Source organism: Nocardia sp. NPDC004718 (assembly GCF_053601535.1).
Window position 1 is genome coordinate 1 of record NZ_JBSGCA010000104.1, and the last position, 8,809, is coordinate 8,809.

The following is an 8,809-nucleotide window of genomic DNA, read 5'->3' on the forward strand; positions in this document are numbered from 1 at the left end:
GCGCGACCGCCGCTTGCTCCTTCGTCGCCTACGCGGCGGCCGCGTACACGCGAGCCGGGCCGCGACTTGGAGTGGCGGTGCGCTGGCCGCGTTGGCGTTCGAGCTGGGGACATTCGAATGTAACTCGGGTGCCTGACCGGTGCTGAGGGTGTCCCGAGCGCGAGCCGGGCCGCGAACGGAATTCAGTCGCCTTCGGTGCTCAAGTTCTCCAGGATTTCTGTCGCCCACGTCGCGGGCACCGCGTCCGGGCCCGCCACTCGCATCGCGCTCATGACGGTGAGCAGCATTCCGGTGGAGAGGAAGCGGCGCGCCTCGGTCTCCGGCGCTCCGGTCAGGTCGCGGATCAGGTGGTAGATGCCGCCGAACCGGGCCCGGACCTGGTCGCCGATCTCCGGGTCCGCGCTGGCCGCGAAGCCGTGCAGCAGAAGTTGGAGCAGTTCGCGTTCGGCGAGGAAGACCGAATAGCCGGTGGCAAGGGCGGCGAGGGCTTCGTCGGGGGCCGCCTCGGGCGATGCCTCGGCGCGCGCGGCGCGGAAGATCTCCTCGATCCGGTCGCAGACGCGGTGCTGGGCGGCGCGGAACAGGTTCTGCTTGGTGCCGAACAGCCGGATCACGTAGGGCTGTGACACGCCCGCTCGCCGGGCGATCTCGTCGGTCCTGGTGGCGGCGTAACCGCATTCGGCGAACGCGGAGACCGCCGCGCGCAGCACCTGTTCGCCCCGTTCGGAGGCCGTCATCCTGGTTCTGGTCGCCATCGTTCTCCGTTTTCGCTGGTACCGGCCTTGCTCTTGACATGTTATCAGTCGATGCATACCGTTTCGAGCATTAGTTATCAGTCGATTACAACAAGGACTGGACATGACCGAGACCCTTCCATCCGCCACGGCGTCCGTCGCCGCGCCCGAGGCGACGATCGGCGGTCGCAGGCTCGCCGCCGTCCTCGCCGCGGTCGGTATCCCGATGTTCATGGTCACGCTGGACAACCTGGTCGTGACGAACGCGCTGCCGGTGATCCGCACCGAGCTGGGCGCCTCACTGGCCGACCTGCAATGGTTCGTCAACGCCTACACGCTGTCGTTCGCCTCGCTGTTGCTCACCGCCTCCGCGGTCGGTGACCGACTGGGCAGGCGGCGGATCTTCCTCCTCGGCATCGCGCTGTTCACACTGGCGTCCGCGGTCTGCGCACTGGCGACCGGACCGGGCATGCTCATCGCGGCGCGGGCGGTACAGGGATTCGGCGCGGCGGGGGTGATGCCACTGTCGCTGACATTGTTGTCGGCGGCGGTGCCGGAGAGGATGCGCAGCGCCGCCATCGGCATCTGGGGCGGGATCGCCGGCCTCGGCGTCGCGCTGGGGCCGCTCATCGGCGGCGCGGTCGTCGAGGGGCTGAGCTGGCAGTGGATCTTCTGGGTGAACGTGCCGATCGGGCTGGTCGTGCTGCCGTTCGCGCTGCGGGTGCTGGCGGAGTCGCACGGCGGCAGCCGACGAGTCGACCTGCCGGGACTGCTGTTGTCGGCGGGCGGCGTGCTGGCGGTGGTGTGGGGCGTCATCCACGGCGCCGATGATGGCTGGACGTCTCGCGGCGTGCTGTCCGCGCTGGTCGGCGGCGTGTTGCTGCTCGGTTGCCTGATCGCCTGGGAGCTGCGCACGCCGGAGCCGATGCTGCCGCTGCGCCTGTTCCGCTCCCGCGCGTTCCGGGTGAGCAACACGACCGGCTTCACCTTCTCGATGGGCGTCTTCGGCTCGATCTTCCTGCTGGCCCAGTACTTCCAGGTGGTGCAGGGCTATGGACCGCTGCAATCCGGCATTCGCACCATGCCGTGGACGATGGCGCCGATGGTGGTCGCTCCGCTGGCGGGTTTGATCGTCGACAAGGTCGGCGCCCGTGCACTGCTCACCACCGGGCAGACATTGCTCGCCGTCGCGCTGGGCTGGATGGCGTTGGTCACTTCCGTCGACGCGAGTTACCTGTCGTTCGTCGGTCCGTTTCTGCTCGGCGGGATCGGCATGGGCCTGACCTTCGCGCCGGGCGCGACCGTGGTGATGGCCGCCGCGGCGGAGGAGGACCGCGCGATGGCCTCGGGAACCAACAACACCCTGCGGGAAGTCGGTGTCGCCATGGGCGTCGCGGTGCTGGCGTCGGTGTTCGCGGCGCGGGGCTCGTACCTGGATCCGCAGAGCTACGTCGACGGACTGGTGCCCGCGGTGTGGGTCGGTGCCGCGATCGTGGCGGTCGGCGCGCTGGTGTCACGGTTGCTGCCCCTCCACATCACCGCCGCGCGCTGACCGCACTGTCGCGCGCTGATCGCAGAGCGCCCGGTCCCTCGGTATCGCCCGGGGCCGGGCGTTTCGCGGCGGCTGCCGGAGCTGGTCTTTCGCTCTCCTGACCGGTCACCGCCTGCGAGCACGTGATGAGGCGCGCCGTTCCGGACGGGTATCGGAGCGGGGCCGGCGTGCGCCCGGCAGGCTCGCGGGTACCACACGGCTCGCGCGGCGTGGCGGGTAATCCGCGTGAATCCGCCGAGGCCCATCGAATACGATTGCGACCAGCAGCAATGCGGGCAGGCGAGCAGCGGTGCCCGCGGAATTGATCCCCAGGGGAGAGACGGAGCATCGTGGCCGACGACATCGACGCAGGCGAGCAGAACGCGGCGCTGACCGAGGAGGCACTGGCCGCGGCCGCGACGGCCGCCGAGAAGGCGTTCGCCGCTGCCGCCGACCTGGATGCGCTCGCGGTCGCGAAAACCGAGCACCTCGGCGGCAAGGCGCCGCTGGCGCTGGCACAACGCGCGCTGGGCAGCCTGCCCAAAACGGAGAAGGCGGACGCGGGCAAACGGGTCAACGTCGCCAGGTCCAGGGTGTCGGAGGCGTTCGAGTCCCGCCGCGCCGCGTTGCTGGCCGAGCGCGACGCCGCCGTGCTGGTCGCCGAGACCATCGACGTGACGCTGCCCGCGCGCCGGGCGGCCGTCGGCGCGCGGCATCCGATCACCGTCATCTCCGAGCAGATCGCCGACGTGTTCGTCGCGATGGGCTGGGAGGTCGCCGAAGGTCCCGAGGTGGAGACCGAGCACTTCAACTTCGACGCGCTGAACTTCCTGCCCGACCATCCGGCCCGCACCATGCAGGACACCTTCCACATCGCGCCGGAGGGCTCGCGCCAAGTGCTGCGCACGCACACCTCGCCGGTGCAGGTGCGTTCGATGCTGGACCGCGAGCTGCCGATCTACGTGGTCTGCCCGGGCCGCACCTTCCGCACCGACGAACTGGACGCCACGCACACACCGGTGTTCTCCCAGGTCGAAGGCCTTGCGGTGGACAAGGGCCTGACCATGGCGCATCTGCGCGGCACGCTGGACGCGTTCGCTCGCGCGCTGTTCGGACCACAGACCCGCACGCGCATGCGGCCCAACTACTTTCCGTTCACCGAGCCCTCCGCCGAGGTCGACGTGTGGTTCCCGGACAAGAAGGGCGGTGCGGGCTGGGTCGAATGGGGCGGCTGCGGCATGGTGAACCCGAAGGTGCTGATCGCCAGCGGGATCGACCCCGACGTGTACAGCGGGTTCGCCTTCGGCATGGGCCTGGAGCGCACGCTGCAGTTCCGCAACGGCATCCCGGACATGCGCGACATCGTCGAGGGCGACGTGCGTTTCACGCTGCCCTTCGGCATCCGGTCCTGACCTCACCCTTCGATCGAGAGAGCGAAACGTCAAGTGCGAGTAGCGCAGTCCTGGCTGACCGAAATCATCCAGCGCACCAACCCGGAGTGGTCGGTGACGCCGGAGGAGCTCGACGCGGGATTCGTCCGGGTCGGGCTGGAAGTCGAAGAGCTCGACCAGCTCGAGCGGATCGCGGATTCGGAGGAGGGCGGCGAGCCGCTGGTGGTCGGCCGCGTCGCCGAGATCACCGAACTGACCGAGTTCAAGAAGCCGATCCGCTTCTGCAAGGTGGACATCGGTAAGCCCGAGTTGCAGGAGATCATCTGCGGCGCACGGAATTTCCAGGTCGGTGATCTGGTGGTCGTGGTGCTGCCCGGCGGCGTGCTGCCCGGCGGGTTCGAGATCACCTCGCGCAAGACCTACGGTCACGTGTCCAACGGGATGATCTGCTCGGTCGCCGAACTGGGGATCGGCAAGGACCATTCCGGCATCCTGGTGCTGGAACCGGGCACCGCCGAGCCCGGCGCCGACGCCAACGCACTGCTCGGTCTCGACGACACCGTCATCGAGCTGAACATCACTCCCGACCGCGGCTACTGCTTCTCCGTTCGCGGCCTGGCGCGCGAGCTGGCCTGCGGTTTCGATCTCGAGTACGCCGATCCGGCGGTGCGCACCCTGCCCGACCACGAGCAGGAAGCCTGGCCGATCCGGGTCGAGCCGGACTCCCGGTGCACGCGCTTCGCGGCCCGCCGGGTCACCGGCGTCGACCCGGAGGCGGTGAGCCCGTGGTGGTTGCAGCGCAGGCTGCTGTTGTCGGGCATACGCCCGATCTCGCCCGCCGTGGACGTCACCAACTACGTGATGCTGGAGCTGGGGCAGCCGCTGCACGCCTTCGACGCGAACAAGGTGTCGGGCGGACTGGTGGTCCGTTCCGCGCACAAGGGCGAGAAGTTGCGCACCTTGGACGACGTGGAGCGCGCGCTCGACGTCGAGGACGTGGTGATCGCCGACGATTCCGGCGTCATCTCCTTGGCCGGTGTGATGGGCGGCGCGAGCACCGAGGTCGGCCCGGAGAGCACCGACATCCTGCTCGAGGCGGCCACCTGGAACCCGCTGCTGATCTACCGGACCGCGCGCAGGCACAAACTGGTGTCCGAGGCGGGCAAGCGGTACGAACGGGTCGTCGACCCGGAGATCAACGTGGCCGCGCTCGATCGAGCGGCCACGCTGCTGGCCGAAATCGCCGGCGGCACCATCGAACCCGTGCTGACCGACGTCCGGACCCCCGTCCCGGCGCCCGAGCCGATCCGGATGGATATCGACCTGGCCGACCGCGTCGCGGGCGTCACGTACGCGACCGGCACCTCGGCGCGCCGCTTGGCCCAGATCGGCTGCACGGTCGAGGTCGGCGTCAGCGAGGCCGGGCACGGTCAGCTGGTGGTGACCCCGCCGAGCTGGCGGCCCGACCTGGCTCAGCCCGCCGACCTGGTGGAGGAGGTGCTGCGGCTGGAGGGCTTGGAGCGGATCCCGTCCGTGCTGCCCGCCGCACCGGCCGGGCGTGGGCTCACGCCGACCCAGCGCCGCCGGCGCGCCGTCAGCCGCGCGCTGGCGTTCGCGGGCGCCGTGGAGGTGCCGCCGCCGGTGTTCCTGCCCGCCGGAGTGTTCGACACCTGGGGCCTGGACGCCGACGACCCGCGCCGCGCCACCACCAGGGTGCTGAATCCGCTCGACGTGGAGCGCGCCGAGCTGGCCACCACCCTGCTCCCCGGTTTGCTCGAGGTGGCGGTCCGCAATATCTCGCGGGGCGCGCGTGACCTGGCGATCTACGGCATCGCGCAAGTCGTGCTGCCGGGCGCGAACACCAGAGCGGTCGACCCGCTGCCGGTGGACCGGCGCCCCACCGACGACGAGATCGCCGAGTTGCTGGACTCGCTGCCGGAACAGCCGGTGCACGTGGCCGCTGTCCTGACCGGCCGCCGGGAGCCGCGCGGGCCGTGGGGCCCGGGCCGTCCGGTCGAAGCCGCCGACGCGTTCGCCCTCGCCGACGCCGTCGGCGACGCGGCCGGTGTGACCATCGAGCGCCGTGCGGCGGCCCAGCTGCCCTGGCATCCCGGTCGCTGCGCCGAACTGGTGGTCGACGGCACGGTCGTCGGCTACGCGGGTGAGCTGCATCCCGCCGTGCTGGAACGTTCCGGCCTGCCGCCGCGCACCTGCGCCGTCGAACTCGACTTGGACGCGCTGCCGCTGCGCGAGTCCCGGCCGGTCCCGACGGTCTCGCCGTTCCCCGCGGTGCTCCAGGACGTCTCGGTGAGCGTCGAGAAGACCGTCCCGGCGGCGTCCGTCGAGTCCGCACTGCGCACCGGCGGCGGCGAGCTGCTGGAGGACATCGCGCTGTTCGACGTGTACGAGGGCGCTCAGGCGGGTGAGGGGCGTAAGTCGCTCACCTACGCCCTGCGTTTCCGTGCCACCGACCGCACCCTGACCGAGGACGAGGCCAGCGCGGCGCGCGACGCGGCGGTCGCGGCGGCGGCTGACGCCGTGGGCGCGGTGCTGCGCGGCTGACGCCGTGGGCGCGGGGGCGCGGGGGGTGTGGGGGGGCCCCCCCCGCCCGGGCGCGGCGGGTGAGGGGTTATAAATGGGGGCTTCGTCACCCCGCCCGGGCGGTGCGGAAACCGCTGACTTATCTGCCGGAGCGGACGGTGCTGCAAACTCCGGCGCTGCTCGGCATGGAGTACACGGACCTGTCCCTGCCCACGGCGGACGGGGAGACCGTACACGCGTGGTGGATGCCTGCCCGCGATTCGATCGGGCACATCCTGTTCGCGCACGGGAACGCGGGCAATCTCGGCGACCGGGTGTCGATCTTCGCGTTGCTCACCGATGCCGGTTTCGACGTGCTGGCCTTCGACTACCGCGGCTACGGGCGCAGCACCGGGAAACCGACCGAGCACGGCACCTACCTGGACGCGCGCGCCGCGCGCCGGGCGCTGCTGGAACAACCAGGCGTCGAGCCGAATCGTGTGCTGTACCTGGGCAAGTCCCTCGGGGGCGGTGTCGTGCTCGAACTGGCACAGCACCATCCCCCGGCCGGAGTGATGCTGATGTCCACCTTCAGCGGCCTGCGCGACGCGGCTCGCTCGGTGTATCCGTTCCTGCCCGCGGCCTTGGTGCCGAACGCCTATCCGAACGAACGCCGCATTCGCGCGCTGCGCGCCCCGGTGCTGATCATGCACGGCGACCAGGACGAACTACTGCCGCTGCGGCACGCGCAACGGCTCTACGCCGCGGCACCGGAGCCGAAACGGCTCGTGGTCTTTCCCGGGGCCGGGCACAACGATCTGATCGTGGTGGGCGGCTCGGCCTGGTACGACCTGGTGCGCGACTGGGCGGGTGCGCGCGTGCGGCCGTGAACGGCCTTCGGTGCGGTCGCGCGTGCGTAGCCTGGCGGTATGAGTGACAACAGCGAAATCGCGAGCCGGTTGGCCGGGCTGCCGGACGCGGAGCTGGCAGGTGTACTGCTGGCCGCGACGGCGGCGCGTCCCGGGTTCGCGGCGGTCCACGCCGCGCTGGTCGGGCTGTTGGAAACCGGTGATGCGGCTTCGGCCGGAAATGTGACTCCTGCCACTCCAGCCGGCGAGCCTGGGTTCCCGCAGCACACGCCCGATGTGTCGGGCCAGGTCGGCGGCGGTTCACCGGTACCGTCGGTACCGGTACCGCCGCCGGGTATGCCGGAGTCCGCCGCGAGTGGCGGATATTCGGCCTCCGGCGTTCCTACTTTCGAGTCAGTTCGCGATAAGGTCGAGCATCGCTACGGCACCGCGCAGGGTATGGGTGAACTCGACCGGCAGACTCCAGCGGGCCGCAGCGTGGACGAACAATGGCAGGCACGTGAGCAGGCCGCGCGTGAGCGCCTGGACCGGATCCGGAAATCGTTGCACGGCAACGACGCCGACCCGCACCAGCCGTGAACCGCGCCGGGCGCGCCGTACGACGTGTGATGGGTGGAATTCGATGAGCGAGCCGCGTGAGATCGCCGAACGGCTACTGGAGGCCCAGGTGGCATTCCTGCTCGCCGAGGTGACCGGCGAGCGTTTCGCGGAGGTGGTCGCGCGCGACACCGAGGCGGTGCTCGGAGTCGCCGACACGATCGTCTTCCGGGACGTGGTAGAGATCGACCAGGCCAAGCAGACCGTCCGCACGGTCGTCGAGCTGATCGGCGGCAGTCCGGTTCTCGCCGATATGGTCGGGGTGTTCGCCGACTCCATCTACGACCACATCGCCGCCAACCACGACTACACGCTCGGCGAGGTGGTCGAGCGCGAGCCGGTGGAGGCGCTGCTGGAGAAGATCTTCGGCATGCACCAGGCGCAGGAGCGCATCCTGGACCGGCTCACCGAGAGCCCGCTGGTGGCCACGGTCGCGTCGAAGTTCGTGGACAAGCTGATCAACGACTTCGTGCAGGCCAACCGGGAGCGCGCCGAGAAGATCCCGGGCGTGTCCTCGCTGATGTCGCTGGGGCAGTCCGCGGCCAATCGCGCCAAGAAGGCCGCCGACGGCACCTTCGTCGGCGACCTCGCGGGCAAGGGCGCGCTGTTCGCCCTCAAGCGGACCAACAACGCCATCCGCGAGATGCTGCGCGACGCCCCGGTGCACGCCGCCGCGATGGAGTTCTGGGATCTGCATGCCGACGAGCCGGTCAGCGGTCTGCGCGAATACCTCAGCCAGAAGGATCTCAACGAGCTGGTGCTGCTGTGCTACGAGATCGCCGTCACCACCCGCGAGAAGGAGTACTTCGGCCTGCTCCTGGACGAGTGCGTGGAGGTGTTCTTCACCAAGTACGGCGACTACACCTTGGCGGCCATGCTGCCCGAACTCGGTCTGACCGGTGACGACATCGTCCAGGAGATCCTCCGGTACGGACCGGCGGTCATCGAGGGCGCGAAGCGCGAAGGCGTGCTCGCCGGGTTGATCCGCGAGCGCCTCGCCCCCTTCTACACCTCCGACGAGGTACTCGGCATCCTCTCTGACTGATTTCCAGCGCCTGTGTTCGTTTTTCCAGCGCCTGCGGCGCTGGGTGTTCGCGGCCCCCTCACGGCTCGCGTCCGAGCGACCACCGCTGGCGACTTCGTCGCGGACGCGGCGGCCGCTCGGAC

At 70.2% G+C, this 8,809-nt stretch carries 7 protein-coding genes; 6 read left to right on the plus strand and 1 reads right to left on the minus strand.

Going from position 1 to position 8,809, the window contains the following annotated elements; all coding sequences use genetic code 11:
- Positions 1 to 182 precede the first annotated feature (182 nt).
- Positions 183 to 755 carry a TetR/AcrR family transcriptional regulator gene (locus ACWEH3_RS35200; RefSeq protein WP_379256340.1) on the minus strand — a complete coding sequence of 191 codons (573 nt, stop codon included), beginning with the start codon at positions 753 to 755 and terminating at the stop codon, positions 183 to 185.
- Positions 756 to 858: 103 nt separating this feature from the next.
- Here ACWEH3_RS35200 and ACWEH3_RS35205 point away from each other — a divergent pair, with 103 nt between their 5' ends.
- The 6 genes from ACWEH3_RS35205 to ACWEH3_RS35230 all read left to right on the plus strand — a co-directional run bounded on the left by ACWEH3_RS35205 (position 859) and on the right by ACWEH3_RS35230 (position 8,687).
- Entirely contained in the window at positions 859 to 2,286 is a 1,428-nt protein-coding gene (locus ACWEH3_RS35205) for an MFS transporter (protein WP_450026405.1), read from the plus strand.
- Between the two features lie 329 nt (positions 2,287 to 2,615).
- Complete coding sequence (gene pheS / locus ACWEH3_RS35210; protein WP_450026407.1) at positions 2,616 to 3,677, plus strand: phenylalanine--tRNA ligase subunit alpha; 1,062 nt, start codon at positions 2,616 to 2,618, stop codon at positions 3,675 to 3,677.
- Positions 3,678 to 3,710: 33 nt separating this feature from the next.
- Entirely contained in the window at positions 3,711 to 6,218 is a 2,508-nt protein-coding gene (gene pheT / locus ACWEH3_RS35215) for a phenylalanine--tRNA ligase subunit beta (protein WP_452358487.1), read from the plus strand.
- Between the two features lie 137 nt (positions 6,219 to 6,355).
- Positions 6,356 to 7,066 carry an alpha/beta hydrolase gene (locus ACWEH3_RS35220; protein WP_452358488.1) on the plus strand — a complete coding sequence of 237 codons (711 nt, stop codon included), beginning with the start codon at positions 6,356 to 6,358 and terminating at the stop codon, positions 7,064 to 7,066.
- A 39-nt stretch (positions 7,067 to 7,105) separates the two neighbouring features.
- Entirely contained in the window at positions 7,106 to 7,624 is a 519-nt protein-coding gene (locus tag ACWEH3_RS35225; RefSeq protein WP_450026411.1) for a PspA/IM30 family protein, read from the plus strand.
- A 43-nt stretch (positions 7,625 to 7,667) separates the two neighbouring features.
- A complete protein-coding gene (locus tag ACWEH3_RS35230) occupies positions 7,668 to 8,687 on the plus strand; it encodes a hypothetical protein (protein WP_450026413.1) in 1,020 nt (339 codons plus the stop codon).
- Positions 8,688 to 8,809: the final 122 nt, after the last annotated feature.

What these genes read in the sequence shown, in the direction of transcription:
- ACWEH3_RS35230 (WP_450026413.1), top strand. Translation starts at nt 7,668, where the DNA reads ATGAGCGAGCCGCGTGAGATCGCCGAACGGCTACTGGAGGCCCAGGTG.
- ACWEH3_RS35225 (WP_450026411.1), top strand. Translation starts at nt 7,106, where the DNA reads ATGAGTGACAACAGCGAAATCGCGAGCCGGTTGGCCGGGCTGCCGGAC.
- ACWEH3_RS35205 (WP_450026405.1), top strand. Translation starts at nt 859, where the DNA reads ATGACCGAGACCCTTCCATCCGCCACGGCGTCCGTCGCCGCGCCCGAG.
- ACWEH3_RS35200 (WP_379256340.1), bottom strand. Translation starts at nt 755, where the DNA reads ATGGCGACCAGAACCAGGATGACGGCCTCCGAACGGGGCGAACAGGTG.